Origin of the sequence: Citrobacter sp. MGH 55, assembly GCF_016906145.1 — a bacterium.
GTDB lineage: Bacteria > Pseudomonadota > Gammaproteobacteria > Enterobacterales > Enterobacteriaceae > Citrobacter_A > Citrobacter_A amalonaticus.
On the sequence record NZ_CP070239.1, the window covers coordinates 4,416,738 to 4,434,444 of the forward strand.

16 protein-coding genes, 1 tRNA gene and 1 pseudogene are annotated in these 17,707 nt (G+C 54.5%); 11 read left to right on the forward strand and 7 right to left on the reverse strand.

Annotation, left to right across the window (positions count from 1 at the left end; genetic code table 11):
* Window positions 1-10 precede the first annotated feature (10 nt).
* The 3 genes and pseudogenes from aat (at window position 11) to infA (ending at window position 1,229) form a co-directional block, all read left to right on the forward strand.
* Window positions 11-715, forward strand: a complete 705-nt coding sequence (gene aat, locus JTI98_RS18270) for a leucyl/phenylalanyl-tRNA--protein transferase (protein ID WP_044256350.1) — start codon at window positions 11-13, stop codon at window positions 713-715.
* Window positions 716-906: 191 nt separating this feature from the next.
* A pseudogene (locus tag JTI98_RS21480) lies at window positions 907-1,083 on the forward strand (hypothetical protein); the annotation flags it as partial.
* Entirely contained in the window at window positions 1,011-1,229 is a 219-nt protein-coding gene (infA, locus tag JTI98_RS18275; protein ID WP_001040187.1) for a translation initiation factor IF-1, read from the forward strand. The pseudogene JTI98_RS21480 and the gene infA, both read left to right, overlap by 73 nt.
* Before the next feature lie 75 nt (window positions 1,230-1,304).
* On the opposite strand, the gene JTI98_RS18280 is transcribed toward infA, so the two are convergent.
* Complete coding sequence (locus JTI98_RS18280) at window positions 1,305-2,216, reverse strand: LysR family transcriptional regulator (protein WP_216081634.1); 912 nt, start codon at window positions 2,214-2,216, stop codon at window positions 1,305-1,307.
* 106 nt (window positions 2,217-2,322) lie between these two features.
* Here JTI98_RS18280 and JTI98_RS18285 point away from each other — a divergent pair, with 106 nt between their 5' ends.
* Both JTI98_RS18285 and JTI98_RS18290 read left to right on the forward strand, forming a co-directional pair.
* Window positions 2,323-3,183 (forward strand): pirin family protein, encoded by an 861-nt coding sequence (locus JTI98_RS18285; protein WP_216082265.1) that lies wholly within the window; start codon window positions 2,323-2,325, stop codon window positions 3,181-3,183.
* 194 nt (window positions 3,184-3,377) lie between these two features.
* A tRNA-Ser gene (locus tag JTI98_RS18290) sits at window positions 3,378-3,465 on the forward strand.
* A 229-nt stretch (window positions 3,466-3,694) separates the two neighbouring features.
* Here the strand turns inward: JTI98_RS18290 and clpA are convergent.
* The 3 genes from clpA to JTI98_RS18305 form a co-directional block, all read right to left on the reverse strand.
* A complete protein-coding gene (clpA, locus tag JTI98_RS18295) occupies window positions 3,695-5,971 on the reverse strand; it encodes an ATP-dependent Clp protease ATP-binding subunit ClpA (RefSeq protein ID WP_043001212.1) in 2,277 nt (758 codons plus the stop codon).
* A gap of 31 nt (window positions 5,972-6,002) precedes the next feature.
* Window positions 6,003-6,323, reverse strand: a complete 321-nt coding sequence (clpS, locus tag JTI98_RS18300; protein ID WP_042320277.1) for an ATP-dependent Clp protease adapter ClpS — start codon at window positions 6,321-6,323, stop codon at window positions 6,003-6,005.
* Window positions 6,324-6,421: 98 nt separating this feature from the next.
* The gene (locus JTI98_RS18305; RefSeq protein ID WP_212807582.1) at window positions 6,422-6,496 is read right to left on the reverse strand and encodes a hypothetical protein; all 75 of its coding nucleotides are present in this window, start codon (window positions 6,494-6,496) and stop codon (window positions 6,422-6,424) included.
* Between the two features lie 150 nt (window positions 6,497-6,646).
* On the opposite strand from JTI98_RS18305, the gene cspD reads away from it, so the two are divergent.
* On the forward strand, window positions 6,647-6,868 hold the full coding sequence (gene cspD, locus JTI98_RS18310; RefSeq protein WP_042284847.1) for a cold shock-like protein CspD: 222 nt from the start codon (window positions 6,647-6,649) through the stop codon (window positions 6,866-6,868).
* A 75-nt stretch (window positions 6,869-6,943) separates the two neighbouring features.
* Here cspD and macB read toward each other — a convergent pair whose 3' ends face one another.
* Both macB and macA read right to left on the reverse strand, forming a co-directional pair.
* Window positions 6,944-8,890: a macrolide ABC transporter ATP-binding protein/permease MacB gene (gene macB / locus JTI98_RS18315; protein ID WP_216081635.1), complete on the reverse strand. Its 1,947-nt coding sequence runs from the start codon at window positions 8,888-8,890 to the stop codon at window positions 6,944-6,946.
* Complete coding sequence (macA, locus tag JTI98_RS18320; protein ID WP_043001214.1) at window positions 8,887-10,005, reverse strand: macrolide transporter subunit MacA; 1,119 nt, start codon at window positions 10,003-10,005, stop codon at window positions 8,887-8,889. The genes macB and macA overlap by 4 nt, the downstream gene beginning before the upstream one ends.
* 145 nt (window positions 10,006-10,150) lie before the next feature.
* On the opposite strand from macA, the gene JTI98_RS18325 reads away from it, so the two are divergent.
* Window positions 10,151-11,101, forward strand: coding sequence for a VirK/YbjX family protein (locus JTI98_RS18325; RefSeq protein ID WP_043001215.1), 951 nt, complete (start codon window positions 10,151-10,153; stop codon window positions 11,099-11,101).
* Here the strand turns inward: JTI98_RS18325 and JTI98_RS18330 are convergent.
* On the reverse strand, window positions 11,098-12,756 hold the full coding sequence (locus tag JTI98_RS18330; RefSeq protein ID WP_044327091.1) for an ATP-dependent endonuclease: 1,659 nt from the start codon (window positions 12,754-12,756) through the stop codon (window positions 11,098-11,100). The two genes, JTI98_RS18325 and JTI98_RS18330, sit on opposite strands and share 4 nt — an antisense overlap.
* A 413-nt stretch (window positions 12,757-13,169) precedes the next feature.
* Between JTI98_RS18330 and aqpZ the strand changes: the two genes are divergently transcribed.
* The 4 genes from aqpZ to hcr all read left to right on the forward strand — a co-directional run bounded on the left by aqpZ (window position 13,170) and on the right by hcr (window position 17,686).
* A complete protein-coding gene (gene aqpZ / locus JTI98_RS18335; protein WP_099433467.1) occupies window positions 13,170-13,865 on the forward strand; it encodes an aquaporin Z in 696 nt (231 codons plus the stop codon).
* Window positions 13,866-14,011: 146 nt separating this feature from the next.
* Complete coding sequence (locus JTI98_RS18340) at window positions 14,012-14,911, forward strand: lysine exporter LysO family protein (protein ID WP_043001217.1); 900 nt, start codon at window positions 14,012-14,014, stop codon at window positions 14,909-14,911.
* A gap of 143 nt (window positions 14,912-15,054) precedes the next feature.
* Window positions 15,055-16,707 (forward strand): hydroxylamine reductase, encoded by a 1,653-nt coding sequence (hcp, locus tag JTI98_RS18345; protein WP_216082266.1) that lies wholly within the window; start codon window positions 15,055-15,057, stop codon window positions 16,705-16,707.
* A 10-nt stretch (window positions 16,708-16,717) separates the two neighbouring features.
* Entirely contained in the window at window positions 16,718-17,686 is a 969-nt protein-coding gene (gene hcr / locus JTI98_RS18350) for an NADH oxidoreductase (RefSeq protein WP_104446272.1), read from the forward strand.
* Window positions 17,687-17,707 lie beyond the last annotated feature (21 nt).

Genomic DNA, 17,707 nt, shown 5'->3' on the forward strand with positions numbered 1-17,707 from the left:
TTCTGCTGTCATGCGCCTGGTTCAGCTTTCCCGACACTCTATCGCCTTCCCTTCGCCGGAGGGCGCTTTACGCGAGCCAAACGGCCTGCTGGCGCTTGGAGGCGATCTCAGCCCTGCGCGCCTGCTGATGGCCTATCAACGCGGTATTTTTCCGTGGTTTTCGCCTGGCGACCCTATTCTTTGGTGGTCACCGGATCCCCGCGCCATTCTGTGGCCTGACGCGTTTCATGTCAGCCGCAGCATGAAGCGCTTTCATAAGCGTTCTCCGTATCGCGTCACACTGAATTATGCGTTTGGCCAGGTCATCGAAGGGTGCGCCAACGATCGCGATGAAGGGACATGGATCACCCAGGGCGTGGTGGAGGCCTATCATCGACTGCACGAACTGGGACATGCGCATTCCATTGAGGTCTGGCGTGAAAATACGCTGGTTGGCGGGATGTATGGCGTTTCCCAGGGGGCGCTGTTTTGCGGCGAATCGATGTTCAGCCGACAAGAGAATGCGTCAAAAACCGCACTGCTGGTTTTTTGCGCAGAATTTGTTCGGCAAGGCGGTAAATTAATGGATTGTCAGGTGCTCAATAGTCATACCGAATCGCTAGGGGCGGTTGAAATTCCGCGTCGGGTGTATCTGGAACACCTCGATGCATTACGCCAGCAACGTTTACCTCGCGATTTTTGGGTCCCTCGCACGTTATTTTTGCCCCAGGGGTGAATGTTTTCGGCACATTTTTTATCAGGGTGTTATAATTGCGGTCGCAGAGTTGGTTTAGCCCATTACCCCGCTGCCGTTAAGGATCCGTTCGCGTCAGGTAACGCCATCGTTTATCTCATCGCTCCCTTATACGTTGCGCTTCACGTGCGGCTTTGTCGTGTGTTTTTGAAGCGAATTGGAGTAATGCGCCAAATTTTGTTTGCTGCGTTTTAAACGTGCAAATCTTTACTTATTAAAAGAACTTCGGCATTATCTTGCCGGTTCAAATTACGGTAGTGATACCCCAGAGGATTAGATGGCCAAAGAAGACAATATTGAAATGCAGGGTACCGTTCTCGAAACGTTACCTAATACCATGTTCCGCGTAGAGTTAGAAAACGGTCACGTGGTTACTGCACACATCTCCGGTAAAATGCGTAAAAACTACATCCGCATCCTGACGGGCGACAAAGTGACTGTTGAGCTGACCCCGTACGACCTGAGCAAAGGCCGCATTGTCTTCCGTAGTCGCTGATTGTTTTCACGCCCGAATGGCGTCCAGATGATAAAAGGTCGGTTAAGCCGGCCTTTTTTGTTGCATGAAAATCCCTTACTCCTCCGCCATTCGCGCATACTCATCCGTCAGAAAATCCACCAGCGCTCTGACTGATGGCAGCAATCCCCTGCGTGAAGGGAAAACCGCGTGAATGACCTCTCTTCGTGGTTCCCAACCTTCCAGTAACGCAACCAGTTCCCCCGCCGCAAGCTGTTCTTTCGCCATTAAGATGGGAAGTTGCACGGCACCGACGCCGGCGATGGCCGCCTCGCGCAATGCCAGCATGTCGGTCGTGATAAATCGCGGGGTAAAGTGCACTTCTGCTCTGGCCCCTTGTGGACCATACAGTTCCCAGCGATGAATATGTTTGCCTGCCGAGAGACTCAGTCCGGGCCAACGGCTTAATTCCGATGGCGCCGTAGGGGTCCCCATGCGTGCGATCAGCGCCGGGCTGGCAAACAACCGATGGGCGCGGTCGGCAAGCACCCGCATCACCAGATCGCTGTCCTCAATCGGGCGCGGACGCACTCTGATCGCAATATCAACGCCTTCCCCTACCACATCAACGCGACGGTTCGTGGCTTCGAGTTGCAACGTTATGTCGGGATAGCGCGCCATAAATTTCGCCAGCATTGGCCCCACGTGGACATGAAGCAGCGTCACCGGACACGTTAGCTTCACCACGCCCCGAGGCTCAACCTGCAATGCGGCAATCGCATCCTGCGCTGCCTGTGCTTCTACCAGCATGGCTTTACAGTGTTCATAGAACGTATGTCCCATTTCCGTGACGTTAAACTGCCGTGTCGTCCGCTGGATGAGTCGCACCCCCAGTTGCTCTTCCAGTTGCGCAATGCGCCGGCTGAGCTTTGATTTCGGTTCATCGAGTGCACGACCTGCAGCAGCAAACCCGCCCTGCTCCACGACATGAACAAACCACGCAAAATCATTGAGATCTGGCTTTACCATTTATTGTTCCATTTTCAGAACGATGAGGTCCATTTTAGCCACTACTCACCTCGCTGTCATGAATATAAGCTTATTCATAACGTAACAAGCCATTGAGGAGAGAATGATGAAACAGGTTACAGGCGTCTATACCGCACCTCGTCCGCACTGGGTTGGCGATGGATTTCCGGTTCGTTCACTGTTTTCGTACCAGTCCCACGCAGAACAGTTGAGCCCATTTTTGCTGCTTGACTATGCTGGTCCCCATACCTTCGCGCCGGGAACGGAAAAGCGCGGCGTGGGTGAACATCCCCACCGTGGTTTTGAAACGGTGACAATTGTGTACCGCGGTGAAGTTGAGCATCGCGACTCCACCGGTCGCGGCGGCATTATCGGCCCCGGCGACGTACAATGGATGACCGCTGGTGCAGGTATTCTGCATGAAGAATTTCATTCTGAAGCCTTCTCCCACAAGGGAGGAGAACTGGAGATGGTGCAACTGTGGGTGAACCTGCCAGCAAAAAACAAAATGACTGCTCCGGGTTATCAGAGCATCACCCAGGATTTCATCCCGACCGTTGAGCTGCCGGACAATGCCGGGACAGCGCGAATTATTGCCGGTCAGTATCAGCAAACGACCGGTCCGGCACACACGTTCTCGCCGCTGAACGTCTGGGATATGCGGTTACAACAGGCGCGCCCGGTGACGCTTTCACAGCCTGAAGGGTGGAGTACCGCGCTGGTCGTCCTGAAAGGCTCAATCGCGGTAAATGGATCGACAACAGCAAGCGAGGCGCAACTGGTGGTATTAAGCCAGCAAGGGGACGCACTGCATCTGGAAGCCACCCACGATGCCAGCGTGTTGTTACTGTCGGGAGAGCCGCTGAATGAACCGATCGTCGGCTACGGTCCGTTTGTCATGAATACCAGACAAGAAATCGCAGAAGCCGTTCGCGATTTTAACGCGGGCCACTTTGGTCAACTCTGAGCGTGAGAAGGTCGTGAAGAGCCGCGAAAAGTGGATTCACAACGCCAAATCGCTTCCCCGACGGCTTACGTTGGGGAAGATGTACAATGCGTAACCAAACGAGAAGCAAAGCGTAAATACTGCTTGACCGTTTTAGCGCAACTCCCTATAGTAGCGCCCCGTTGCCCCCAAGTGGTCAGGCAGCAATACAATATGGTGAGGTGTCCGAGTGGCTGAAGGAGCACGCCTGGAAAGTGTGTATACGGCAACGTATCGGGGGTTCGAATCCCCCCCTCACCGCCATCTTTCAGAAAAGAGCCGGTACTTATGTATCGGCTCTTTTCTTTTATATTCCTCAATGGGGGGGATGAGAATCCCCGACCGGGGGTCGACAACGGGCGAGCGAAGCGAGTCAATCCCCCCCCCTCACCGCCATATTCGAGAATGAGCGCGTACGCAAGTACGGGCTTTTTTTCGCATAAAAAAACCGGGCACACGGCCCGGTTTATCAACCAGTTATAGAGAGGTGAGATTAATGCGCGGCTTCCGGTTTGTGCTTCTGGGCACTCTGGAAACCATAGGTCAGCTCATTTTTCTCTTTATCCAGTGCCACGGTCACCTGCCCGCCATCCACCAGAGAACCAAACAGCAGCTCGTTCGCCAATGGTTTTTTCAGGTTATCCTGAATCACGCGCGCCATTGGACGTGCGCCCATTGCCCGATCGTAGCCTTTCTCAGCCAGCCAGTTACGCGCTTCCTGGCTGACTTCCAGGGAGACACCTTTCTGATCCAGTTGAACCTGCAGCTCGACGATGAACTTATCGACAACCTGGTGGATCACCTCAGTAGACAGGTGCTCGAACCAGATAATATTGTCGAGACGGTTACGGAACTCCGGCGTGAACACTTTCTTGATTTCGCTCATCGCGTCAGTGCTGTTGTCCTGATGAATCAGGCCAATCGATTTACGCTCCGTTTCACGGACACCGGCGTTAGTCGTCATCACCAGCACCACGTTGCGGAAATCGGCTTTACGCCCGTTGTTATCCGTCAGCGTGCCGTTGTCCATCACCTGCAGCAGCAGGTTAAAGACATCCGGGTGCGCTTTTTCAATTTCATCGAGCAGCAGTACCGCATGGGGATGCTTGATGACCGCATCCGTCAGCAAACCGCCCTGATCGAAACCAACGTATCCCGGAGGCGCGCCAATCAGGCGGCTGACCGTATGACGTTCCATATACTCGGACATGTCAAAACGCAGCAGTTCAATTCCCAGCGCTTTGGAAAGCTGCACTGTTACCTCGGTTTTCCCGACACCGGTCGGACCGGCAAACAAGAAGGAACCGACGGGCTTATGCTCATGTCCCAGACCTGCACGGCTCATCTTGATGGCTTCGGTCAGCGCCTCAATGGCTTTATCCTGCCCAAAGACCAGCATTTTCAGACGGTCGCCAAGGTTTTTCAGCGTATCACGATCGCTTTGCGACACGCTCTTCTCCGGGATACGCGCAATACGCGCCACGACGGACTCGATATCGGCCACGTTGACGGTTTTCTTACGCTTGCTGACCGGCATCAGGCGCGCACGCGCCCCCGCTTCATCAATGACGTCAATCGCTTTATCCGGCAGATGACGGTCGTTGATGTATTTCACCGCCAGTTCAACCGCTGCACGTACCGCTTTCGCGGTGTAACGGACGTCATGGTGCGCTTCATACTTCGGTTTCAGGCCGTTGATGATCTGTACGGTCTCTTCTACCGACGGTTCAGTAATATCAATTTTCTGGAAACGACGGGCTAACGCACGGTCTTTCTCAAAAATGTTGCTGAACTCCTGATAGGTCGTGGAGCCGATCACACGGATCTTACCGCCGGAAAGCAGCGGTTTAATCAGGTTTGCTGCATCTACCTGACCACCCGACGCCGCCCCGGCCCCGATGATGGTGTGGATCTCGTCGATAAACAGAATGCTGTTGCTATCCTGCTCCAGCTGTTTCAGCAGCGCTTTAAAGCGTTTTTCAAAGTCACCGCGGTACTTGGTACCCGCCAGCAGCGAACCGATATCCAGCGAGTAGATGGTGCAATCGGCCATCACTTCCGGCACGTCGCCCTGCACGATACGCCAGGCCAGGCCTTCGGCTATCGCCGTCTTCCCGACGCCAGATTCCCCCACCAACAATGGGTTATTTTTACGCCGACGACACAGTACCTGAATGGCGCGCTCCAGTTCTTTGTCACGGCCGATCAGCGGGTCAATACCGCCAACCCGGGCAAGCTGGTTAAGGTTAGTCGTGAAGTTCTCCATACGTTCCTCCCCGCCAGCTTGCTCGTCGGTATTGGGCTGACTGCCAGGATCAGACGACTGACTCGGCTCATCTTTGCGCGTACCGTGAGAAATAAAGTTGACCACATCAAGACGGCTGACCTCATGTTTACGCAGCAGGTAAGCGGCCTGAGATTCCTGTTCGCTAAAGATGGCGACCAGCACGTTCGCGCCAGTCACTTCACTGCGCCCGGAGGACTGAACGTGGAAGACCGCACGTTGCAGTACGCGCTGAAAGCTCAGCGTCGGCTGCGTGTCGCGTTCTTCTTCGCTGGCAGGCAATACGGGTGTGGTTTGTTCAATGAAGGCTTCGAGTTCCTGACGGAGCGCCACGAGGTCCACGGAACACGCTTCCAGCGCTTCGCGGGCCGATGGGTTACTGAGCAGCGCCAGTAACAAGTGCTCGACGGTCATAAACTCATGACGGTGCTCGCGCGCTCTGGCGAAAGCCATATTTAAACTGAGTTCCAGTTCTTGATTGAGCATAGGCACCTCCCCCCAATTTTTATGCCTGCATTCAGGCTTTTTCCAGCGTACACAGCAACGGGTGCTCGTTCTCCCTCGCATACGTGTTCACCATCGCCACTTTGGTCTCCGCGACCTCTGCGGTGAAAACGCCGCAGATGGCTTTACCGTGATAGTGAACCGCAAGCATCAGTTGCGTTGCACGTTCTACATCATAAGAAAAGAATTTTTGTAACACGTCAATAACAAACTCCATCGGAGTGTAATCATCATTGACTAATATCACTTTATACATAGATGGCGGTTTTAGCGCGTCACGCACTTTATCAGCCGCCAGCTGGTCGAAATCCAGCCAGTCGTTCGTCTTACCCATTGTCAGTCGTCATCTTCAGTTACGGTTACCGGCAGAACAGTCTGCCGCTGACAAGAGCGGATGTGCACAATCAATCTACCTCAATTAATAGATAACTATCATCTATCACTGGCATCCGCGACATCTGTCACATTCCCGCCAATAGCGTTAACTGCTTCAAATTTTTGATTCATTTTTACCCACCGACCCCCGTCTGACGCTTGACGCCCCGCCTGATTTCTCTAAATTGTAATTTCGAGAGTTGGCGAGGTTTTGAACAACCCCCACTCCACCACCGGTTCATTCCATCTTACTTATATAAGATTTACGAAGGATGTCGAAGCATGGAAACGGGTACTGTTAAGTGGTTCAACAATGCCAAAGGGTTTGGCTTCATCTGCCCTGAAGGCGGCGGCGAAGATATTTTCGCTCACTATTCCACCATTCAGATGGATGGTTACAGAACGCTAAAAGCCGGACAGTCTGTCCAGTTTGATGTTCACCAGGGGCCAAAAGGCAATCACGCCAGTGTCATCGTGCCTATCGAAGCAGAAGCTGTTGCATAGCTCTTCTGTCTCATTGTGTACATCCCGCAGGTAAAATGCCAGCCCGATCGGCTGGCATTTTTATTTCCCGGGACGTTACTCTCGCGCTAACGCATCGACCGGATCCAGTCGCGCCGCGTTGCGCGCCGGTAACCAGCCAAACAGGACGCCAGTAAAGGTAGAGCACAAAAATGCCGTCAGCAGCGCGACCGGCGAGAAACCAATCTCCCAACCGGGCAGAAACAGTTGCAGCGTGAAGGCAATCAGCATCGACAGGCTGATACCCAGCGCGCCACCCACCAGACAAACCAGCACCGCTTCAATCAGAAACTGCTGCAGCACATCACTGGCGCGCGCGCCAACCGCCATCCGGATGCCGATCTCCCGCGTACGCTCTGTGACCGACACCAGCATAATATTCATCACGCCGATCCCGCCAACCACCAGCGAAATCACCGCCACCAGCGTCAGGAATAATTGAAGAGTACGTGTGGTCTTTTCGGCGGTTTTCAAGACACCGTCCATATTCCAGGTGAAGAAATCCTTTTTGCCATGACGCAGCGTCAGCAGTCGGGTGAGTTGCTGTTCGGCCTGTGCGCTGTCGAAGCCTTCCTTCACTCGTACGGTGATCGAGTTCAGCCACGACTGCCCCATGATGCGCCCGGACATCGTGCTGTAAGGCAACCAGACGCGCAGGATTTTGCTGCTGCCAAACATCGACTGCTTCTCTTCCGCCACGCCAATGACCGTCGCAGGCATGTTGCCCACGAGGATCACCTCGCCCACCACGTTCGCCTTATGCGGGAACAACTGACGTCGGGTGTTGCTGTCGAGCACCACCACCTGCGCACGGCCGTTAAGCTGTTCGCGGTTGAACGTTGTCCCTTCGCTGAACGTCATGCCATAAACGTTAAAATAGTCGCCGCTGACCCCGTTCGCGCTGGCGGCGACGTCGATATTGCCATAGCGTAAGCGCAGGTTCTGCGACACCGCGGGCGTCGCAGAAGTCACCCAGGGTTGTTTTTGGATCGCCGCAAGATCGTCGTATTTCAGCGCCTGCTGATACTGTGGATCGTCATCGCCAAAATCTTTGCCGGGGTAGATATCAATGGTGTTGGTCCCGATGGCGCGGATGTCTGCCAGCACCAGCTGTTTCGCTGCGTCGCCGACCACCACAATCGACACCACCGACGCGATACCGATGATGATCCCGAGCATCGTCAGCAGCGTGCGCATTTTGTTGGCCGCCATCGCCAGCCACGCCATTGTCAGTGCCTCGCGAAACCCGCTGACAAACTGGCTCCAGCCGGACGCCGTTTTCACCGTCGGTTCCTGAATGCCCTGCCCCTGCGCGGTGTGCTTTGCGGGCGGATTGCGCACAATTTCGCCGTCATGGATCTCAATCACCCGCTCAGCCTGGGCGGCAACCTGGGGATCGTGGGTGACGATAATGACCGTATGCCCGCGATCGCGCAGCTGGTGCAGAATTGCCATCACCTCTTCACCGGAACGGCTGTCGAGCGCACCGGTGGGTTCATCGGCGAGGATCACTTGTCCGCCGTTCATCAGCGCTCGGGCAATACTCACGCGCTGCTGCTGACCGCCGGAAAGCTGCGAGGGTTGATAATCAACGCGATCGCCCAGACCAAGCCGCTGGAGCAGCTCCTGCGCGCGCGCCAGACGCTGTTTCCTTTCCGTACCGGCGTAAACGGCAGGGACTTCGACGTTTTGTGCTGCCGTCAGATGTGACAGCAAATGGTAGCGCTGGAAAATAAAACCGAAATGCTCCCGACGCAGTTGCGCCAGCGCATCGCGGTCCAGCGTTGAGACATCGCGTCCCGCGACCCGGTAGGTGCCGCTGGTGGGTTTATCGAGACATCCCAGAATGTTCATCAGCGTGGATTTGCCGGAGCCAGACGCCCCGACGATCGCGACCATCTCCCCGGCATTGATCTGTAGCGTGATGCCTTTCAGCACCTCCACCTGCTCTTCTCCCGAGGGATAACTGCGGCGAATATTGCTCAGTTCAAGCAATGCCGTCATTGCGCGACTCCTGGTTTGCCCTCGCCCGTCACCACTTCATCACCGGCTTCCAGCCCTTTTACAATCTCTACGTCGGTGTCATTGCGCGCGCCAATTGACACTTCGCGTTCACGAGTTTCACCGTTACGCAGTAAGGTCACCTTGTAGCGATTGTCCCCGACCGGATCGCCCAGCGCGGAAAGCGGGATCGTCAGAACGTTTTTCACATCCGTTAGCTGAATATGGACCTGTGCGGTCATCTCCAGGCGCAGAATACCTTTGGGGTTGGGCACTTCAAATCGGGCGTAATAGAAAATGGCATCATTCACTTTTTCCGGCGTCGGCAGCACATCTTTCAGCGTCCCTTCGTAGCGGGTCTGCGGATCGCCCAGCACGGTAAACCAGGCTTTCTGCCCCGGTTTAAGGTGAATCACATCAGCTTCAGAAACCTGTGCTTTCACCAACATCGTACTCATGTCCGCCAGTGTCAGAATGTTCGGCGCCTGCTGCGCGGCAATCACCGTCTGCCCCTGTAGGGTGGTGATCTGCGTGACTTCACCAGCCATCGGCGCAACGATGCGGGTGTAGTCGAGGTTGGTCTTCGCGGTATCCAGAGATGCCTGATTGCGTTTGATCTGCGCATCAATGGTGCCGATTTGCGCCTGTTTCACCGCCATCTCCGTCGCGGCGGTGTCCAGATCCTGTTGCGACACAGCCTGAGTTTTTGCCAGTTGTTGCTGGCGGGCGAGCGTCACGCGCGCCAGCTTCCACTCGGCTTCAGCCTGCTGGCGTTGAGCGCGAAGCTCCATCAGCGTCGCTTCCACCTCTTTGATCTGGTTTTCCGCCTGTTCGGGGTCGATAACGCCCAGCAACTGGTCTTTCTTCACTTTATCGCCAATTGCTACTGACAGCGTTTTGAGCTGACCACTCACCTGCGCGCCCACGTCAACTTTACGTAAGGCGTCGAGTTTGCCGGTTGCCAGTACGCTCTGCTGCAAATCTCCCGGCCGCACAATCAGCGTCTGATAATTTGGCACCGGCGCATTAAGCGTCCGCCAAAGGGCAAATGCCCCCAGGATGAGAATGAAAATAAGCAACAGATAGCGCTTTTTAATTTTATTTCCCTTAATACCCATAGCGATCCTGATGGTAAGTTTTCAGCTGAAATTCAACAGTATCTAAACAAACCGCAAGCGAAAAGGATAGCGCTCGAGGCATTGATGATTGGTTAAGATTCAGCGTGTTTCAATTTCCACAATCATCGCATTGCGGATTATGATCATGTCACAGATTACTGATAATACCTTTTACACTTCAGACGTTGCGTCTCCTTTACAATTATTTATGCGCCTGACAAGGGGTCAATTACTGCCGGGTAAATTCTGGCGGAAGGCCAGCTTTCGCCGTAAGTTTTTAATTCGCTCGTTACTGATGCCAAGGGCTACCCGTCAGTTGCTGGAAAACCTGACCCAATGGCCTGAGCTGAATACGCTGCTGGCCCGACAACCCCGGTTGCCAATTCGTCTGCATCGCCCGTATATGGCGGTGAATATTAAGCGCGAAACCGCACTGACCGCGCTCTGTAGTCATTATGACCTGCTGCGTCAGTTATTCAGCCGCGAACAACTGGCCCGTTATTTAAGCCAGAACGGTCTCAATCTGGCAAAATTTGAGGCCAAAGACGGTGCGTCATTCCAGCTTGATTTAGTCAGCCTGGTCTCACTGGATAAAGAAGGTGAAAGTACCGTCGTGATCCGCGACGAGCAGATGCGTATTCTGGCAGAAATTACCTTCACATTCTGCACGCTAAACGGAAAACGCACCCTGTTTATTGGCGGCTTGCAGGGCGCGGCAAATGATGTTCCACATGAGGTTATTCAGCAGGCCACGAAAGCCTGTTACGGCCTGTTCCCCAAAAGAGTGGTAATGGAAGCGCTGTGTCAGTTCGCGCACATCGCCAGGGCGGAGCAGATTCTGGCGGTCAGCAACGCGGTGCATGTTTATCGCAGTTGGCGCTATATGGACAAAAAAACGCAAATGCATGCCGACTACGACGCCTTCTGGGCGTCCCTGGGCGGTGAAAAAACGCAAGGAGATTACTTCTCGCTACCGCTGACCATTGCGCGAAAAAGCGAGGCGGATATCGCCAGCAAAAAACGGGCTGAATACCGCCGCCGCTATGCGCTGCTCGACAGCGTTGTCACGCAGGTTCCGCAGTGCTTACAGGGTTAGTCCGCTCTGCCGCGCGCCAGCCACAGCACCCGGGAGAACATTTTTCTCAGCAGCGTCGGCACCGCATCCACACCTCGCCGCCCGGCTTCCATCGCCACTTCGATGGCTAAGTCGGGCTTCGATGAGCGATGGATCGCCTTCGAAATGATTTTGCGCATATTCATTGGCACATTTTCCGGGATTTGCGCCACCCGGTGAAAAACATCGGCAAACCCCTGCCGGTACATAAAGTGTTCCATATCCAGCGCTGGCAGCGTCGTCAGGTGTTCGCGCTCCTCTTCCCGGTCATTATTCAGCAGGCTGCGCACCGTGGCGGCATATTTTTTCCCGGCTTCATCACCATCCACCAGCACGTGCCACTCAATGCCCATCCGCCGGGCAAATTTCACCAGCGGTTTAAGACCGGACTGCGCGAATTCGATCACCTTAATCCCTTCGGCATCAAAGTGATGACCGCACTGACGGGCCAGTTCGTTAATCACCCAGGTTTCTGTTTCGCCTTCCACCAGCAGCCAGCAGCGGGCAAACAGCGAGGAAGCACGGTTAAAGCGAATGTGGAACGCAATGCGTCGACCATCCTCTGCGCTCAGCCCCCCCGGTCCCAGACGCCAGGCCGCCACGCGCGAGGATTCACGCACCAGACGGCAGACATGTTCCACCGGGGTCAGCGAGAGCAACTCGCCCGAGTTGGTGGTGGTGATACGCTGAAGCGGTAGCAGATTCAGCAACTGCCACGCCACTGACAGCATGATGGGATGCAGACGCGTTTCCGGATCTTCTACCAACAGCAGTGGTCTGGCGTCTTTATGCAGCCTGACCGTGCCCTTCGCCTGCAACAGCGTGGAGAACAGCCCCAACAGAATCACCCGGTGAGTACGTCCTCCCGGTTTGTCGATCATCCGGTTGATAATATCGAGATAGCGCCAGCTTCGCTGTTCGTTGGTGGAGCGTCGGCGCATTAAGCGGTGGCGGGACTGCGAAGTGCCCTGCTCGGTAAAATAGTGCTCAAGCAGTTGCACCATCGCCGAGAGTCCCTGCCGAATCTGTCCGTCGGTGAGATTCTGCGGACGCATCGCCAGTTCGCGGGCGAGAAAATCCAGTTGGCGGGCGGTGACTTCGACATCAGAAACCTCCGGCACCGTGCCGTTACGAATACGGCGCATAAACCGCGCATCGCGTAAACGCAGCACCGGCATCAGGCGCACCAGATGCCGCGCCTGTTCGTTGATATCGTCTACCGCCAGCGGATGCCCGTCACCGTCGAGAAAACTGCGCAGCGTCATCACGCTGCCATCCTCGCCACATTCGCCTTCAAGTCGATAAAAGATGCGTTGAAAACCATCGTGACACGGTGCCCAGCACGCCTCGAGCGGCCGATAGCGGCGAACCCGGTAGCGCCCAGGCTGAGATTCACGAAACGTCAGTACGATATGCAGATGATGTTCGCGGCCTTTGATATCACCAGGAGGAAACCAGAAATCATCGCGGTCAAAATGATACAACTCAGATTCGGGTGACAGCAGCAGTGTTAACGCATCCAGTAAACTTGATTTACCCCAGGCGTTCTCACCGATCAGGACGTTATTCTGCTCGAGCATCAACGACAGTCGATTGATACCGCGAAATCCCACTATCTCAACGCGTTCGAGAATCATGTATCCTCCAGAAAATCTTCACTTTCCCTTTACTCTCCTCGCAGTATAACCGCAAAACCCGGCGCGAGACGTGACAGGCATATTATTACGCAGGCTAACTGTCTGAAGGATGAACGATTTATTCTTTACTCTTTCATTCGTAATACAGAAACGCAAGTTTTGCAGGATGCAAAAAATAAATCCGTTTTTGACAATCCATTTTCACAGGACTTTGCACTACACTTCCCTTAAGAGAAATCTATGGAAGGAATGACGCCGCATTGCCCTAAATCAAACTAACGGGTTTTATTTGACTAGAGAACGGATGACGATCGTTTTTAAAATAGCGAGCTATTTATTTGTCGTCATTCAGGCAGACAATAAATATTGATTACCACTATTTTTTTGTGGTTATTTTTTACATTGAGGTGGATATGTTGAGAAAATTAGCAGCCGAATGTTTTGGTACATTTTGGCTTGTTTTTGGTGGCTGCGGCAGCGCCGTTCTGGCAGCAGCGTTTCCGGAATTAGGTATTGGTTTTGCGGGTGTTGCCCTGGCCTTCGGCCTGACCGTATTAACCATGGCCTTTGCTGTTGGCCATATTTCCGGCGGGCATTTTAATCCGGCGGTGACATTAGGCTTATGGGCTGGCGGCCGTTTCCCGGCAAAAGAGGTTATTGGCTACATTATTGCCCAGGTAGTCGGCGGTATTATTGCAGCGGCAGTCCTGTATTTAATTGCCAGCGGTAAAGCCGGTTTTGATGCAACCGCCAGCGGTTTCGCCTCCAACGGTTATGGCGAGCACTCTCCGGGTGGCTACTCCATGCTGTCCGCGATTATTATCGAAATCGTGCTGACTGCCGGCTTCTTGCTGGTGATTCACGGCGCAACGGACAAACACGCACCGGCAGGTTTTGCGCCGATCGCTATCGGTCTGGCACTAACCCTTATCCACTTGATCAGCATTCCGGTGACCAATACGTCTGTGAACCCGGCGCGGAGTACCGCGGTCGCTATCTTCCAGGGCGGTTGGGCGTTAGAACAACTGTGGTTATTCTGGGTGATGCCAATTATTGGCGGGATTCTCGGCGGTCTTATTTACCGTACGCTGCTCGAAAAACGCAATTAATGTCAGAACGCCCGACGGCGCATACCCGTCGGGTCAAACGCGCTTCAGCCGGACCTTGTCCGGCTTTTATTTTGCATCTTTACTGAACCCGCGTAATTGGGTAGTGTCATGGCGCTGTCTCGCTAATTCAAAGGACCCGGCTGTTCATGTTTTCAGGACTTCTCATCATTCTGCTTCCGCTGATAGCAGGTTATCTCATTCCGCTTCGGCACACCGCAGCATTAAAACTGATCAATCGACTATTGAGCTGGATGGTTTATCTGATTCTCTTTTTTATGGGGATCAGCCTGGCCTTTCTGGATAATCTGGCGAGCAATCTGCTGGCGATATTTCACTATTCCGCCGTTAGCATTACCGTTATTTTGCTGTGTAATATTGCCGCATTACTGTGGCTGGAACGCGCATTACCCTGGCGACATCATCATCAACAAGAGAAACTGCCCTCCCGTATCGCGATGGCGCTTGAGTCGCTGAAACTGTGCGGCGTGGTGGTGGTTGGCTTTTTGCTGGGATTGAGCGCGCTGCCCATTTTGCAACACGCCACAGAAGCAAGCGAATATACGCTGATCCTGCTGCTGTTGTTGGTCGGCATCCAGTTACGCAATAGCGGGATGACGTTAAAGCAGATTGTCCTGAACCGGCGAGGCATGATTGTGGCGGTCGTGGTCGTCGCCAGCTCCATGATTGGCGGCCTGATTAACGCGTTGATTCTCGGTCTGCCAGTGAAAACCGCGCTGGCGATGGCGTCGGGTTTTGGCTGGTACTCCCTTTCTGGTATTTTGCTGACCGAATCCTACGGTCCGGTGATCGGCAGCGCCGCGTTCTTTAACGATCTGGCGCGCGAACTGCTCGCGATTATGCTGATCCCGGGTCTGGTACGCCGCAGTCGTTCTACTGCACTGGGACTGTGTGGCGCCACGTCAATGGACTTTACCCTGCCGGTTTTACAGCGTACCGGTGGGCTGGAGATGGTTCCAGCGGCGATTGTTCACGGCTTTGTCCTCAGTTTGCTGGTGCCCATTTTGATGGCTTTTTTCTCCGCTTAACGCCCTCTTTGGCGGTAGGCCACTGCCGCCAAAATTGCGCTAAATCAATCTCCCTGTAAGTTGTATCAGAAATCCCTTTTATCCCTCTGCGCACAGGCATAATCTTAAACATGTATATCAAATATAACTTTAAAGGTGTGACCATGTTTTGTGTGCAATGTGAACAAACCATCCGTACTCCGGCAGGAAACGGCTGCTCTTACGCGCAGGGTATGTGCGGTAAAACGGCTGAAACCTCTGATCTGCAGGATCTGCTGATCGCCTCCCTACAAGGTCTGTCTGCATGGGCGACTAAAGCTCGTGAATATGGCATCATTAATCATGACGTTGATAACTTTGCCCCGCGTGCTTTCTTCTCCACGCTGACCAACGTTAACTTCGATTCTCCACGTATCGTTGGCTATGCACGCGACGCTATCGCGATGCGTGAAGCGCTAAAAACCCAATGCCTGAGCGTTGACGCCAATGCGCACTGCGATAACCCAATGGCTGACCTGCAACTGGTTAGCGACGATCTGGGCGACCTGCAGCGTCAGGCCGCCGAATTTACCCCGAACAAAGACAAAGCCGCGATTGGCGAGAACATTCTCGGCCTGCGTCTGTTGTGCCTGTACGGCCTGAAAGGGGCGGCGGCCTATATGGAGCACGCGCACGTTCTCGGGAAGTACGACAACGATATCTACGCGCAGTACCATAAAATCATGGCGTGGCTGGGCACCTGCCCTTCCGATATGAACGCTCTGCTGGAGTGCTCAATGGAAATCGGCCAGATGAACTTCAAAGTGATGAGCATTCTGGATGCCGGTGAAACCACTAAATACGGCCACCCGACGCCGACCCAGGTTAACGTGAAAGCGACCGAAGGGAAGTGCATCCTGATCTCAGGTCATGACCTGAAAGATCTGTATAACCTGCTGGAACAAACCGAAGGTACGGGCGTTAACGTCTACACCCACGGTGAAATGCTGCCCGCGCACGGTTATCCGGAACTGCGTAAATTCAAACATCTGATTGGTAACTACGGTAGCGGCTGGCAGAACCAGCAGGTCGAATTCGCCCGCTTCCCTGGCCCTATCGTGATGACCTCTAACTGCATCATCGACCCGACTGTTGGCAGTTACGACGATCGTATCTGGACTCGCAGCATCGTCGGTTGGCCGGGTGTGAGCCACCTGGAAGGCGATGACTTCGGTCCGGTTATCGCGCAGGCCCAGCAAATGGCAGGCTTCCCGTACAGCGAAATTCCACACCTGATCACCGTCGGTTTCGGTCGTCAGACCCTGCTGGGCGCGGCGGACACTCTGATCGATCTGGTGAGCCGTGAAAAACTGCGTCATATCTTCCTGGTCGGCGGCTGTGACGGCGCGCGCGGCGAACGTAACTACTTCACCGATTTCGCCACCAGCGTACCGGATGATTGCCTGATCCTGACCCTGGCCTGCGGTAAATATCGCTTCAACAAGCTGGAGTTCGGCGATATCGAAGGCCTGCCGCGTCTGGTTGATGCCGGTCAGTGTAACGATGCGTACTCCGCTATCATTCTGGCAGTGACGCTGGCAGAGAAACTGGGCTGTGGCGTAAACGACCTGCCGCTGTCGCTGGTGCTCTCCTGGTTTGAACAGAAAGCGATTGTCATTCTGCTGACCCTGCTGTCTCTCGGTGTGAAAAACATCGTAACTGGCCCGACGGCGCCTGGTTTCTTCACGCCGGATCTGCTGGCGGTACTCAACGAGAAATTTGGTCTACGTTCCGTGACCACCGTTGAAGAAGACATGAAGCAGTTGCTGAGCGCGTAAGGAGTAAAAAATGACAATGCCAACTCATCAGTGCCCATGGCGGATGCAGGTTCATCACATCCATCAGGAAACGCCGGATGTATGGACAATTTCGTTGCTGTGCCACGACTATTATCCGTATCGCGCCGGGCAGTATGCACTGATCAGCGTGCGTAATTCGGCGGAAACGCTGCGCGCTTACACGCTCTCTTCAACGCCGGGCGTCAGCGAGTACATTACGCTGACCGTTCGCCGGATTGACGACGGTGCGGGCTCACAGTGGTTAACCCGCGACGTGAAGCGCGGCGACTACCTCTGGCTGTCCGATGCAATGGGCGATTTCATCTGCGAAGACAAAGCCGATGATAAGTTCCTGATGCTGGCAGCCGGTTGTGGCGTCACGCCGATCATGTCGATGCGCCGCTGGTTGGCGAAGTACCGTCCGCATGCTGACGTACAGGTGATCTTCAACGTGCGCTCGCCGCAGGATGTCATTTTTGCCGAAGAATGGCGTCAGTATCCGGTCACGCTGGTGGCGGAAAACAACGCCACGGCCGGTTTTGTCGCCGGTCGCCTGACCACTGCGCTGTTGCAACAGGTACCGGATCTGGCCTCCCGCACGGTGATGACCTGTGGCCCGGCGCCGTATATGGATCTGGTCGAGCGGGAAGTGAAAGCGCTGGGCGTCACGCGCTTCTTTAAAGAACAGTTCTTCACCCCGGTAGCGGAAGCGGTAACCAGCGGTCTGAAATTCACTAAGCTGCAGCCAGCGAAAGCATTTTACGCGCCGGTCGGTACGACGCTGCTGGATGCGCTGGAAAGCAACAAGGTGCCCGTCACCGTTGCCTGCCGCGCGGGCGTCTGCGGTTGCTGTAAAACCAAAGTGGTTTCCGGCGACTATACGGTCAGCAGCACCATGACGCTAACCGATGCTGAAATCGCCGAAGGCTACGTACTGGCCTGCTCCTGTCATCCGCAGGGCGACTTAGTGCTCGCCTGAGTCAACAATGCCCGGTTCGTC